Raw genomic sequence first — 574 nt, forward strand, 5'->3', positions numbered from 1 at the left:
GGATACAGGTTGTCCGGAACAGGAAAACGTGGGTACGACGATGAAGACTCCCAGGGATCACGTGCTTCCGACGACATCTCTGCAACAGCCACCGCCGGCAGCAACGCGTCAAATGCGCCATAACCACCGCAATATCTGGCGGCGGCCAGCGCCTGGGCAAGCACCGTTTCTTCTTCCAACACGATACCCACCGGCCGTTCCTGTGCCAGAAAGAGCAAGGCCAGCTCCTTCAGTGTTTTAGAAAACTCCGCCATGACGCTTAAATATTTCCTGGAATTTCTTCGTTGAAATAGTGGAAAAACAGCGTCCCGGAGATATTGAGCACCTGTGACCGGTTTTCCCAATCACGATCCGGGTTATCCAGCTGGATGAAGCAATCATAAATCGGCTTAGCGACGGAGAACTTGGACGGTGTACCTTCGTACACCTTGGCATTGAATTTGCCGCCGGTACGAATCAGGTTCAGCATCATTTTGGAGACATGGCCGGCCTTGGTCTCCATCAAGGTAATTTGGCCTTGCTGATTGATTTTGACCTGCTGCGGCTCCCACTTGGCCGCACCGAGCGGCATGGG

At 53.7% G+C, this 574-nt stretch carries 1 protein-coding gene and 1 pseudogene; both read right to left on the reverse strand.

Annotation, left to right across the window (positions count from 1 at the left end):
* On the reverse strand, positions 1-254 hold a 254-nt coding region (locus AC07V8_RS25790), incomplete at its 3' end, for a hypothetical protein (RefSeq protein WP_494681217.1).
* Between the two features lie 5 nt (positions 255-259).
* Positions 260-574 (reverse strand): annotated as a pseudogene (locus tag AC07V8_RS25795) (hypothetical protein); the annotation flags it as partial.

This window comes from Collimonas sp. GW821-FHT02H07, from assembly GCF_059421505.1.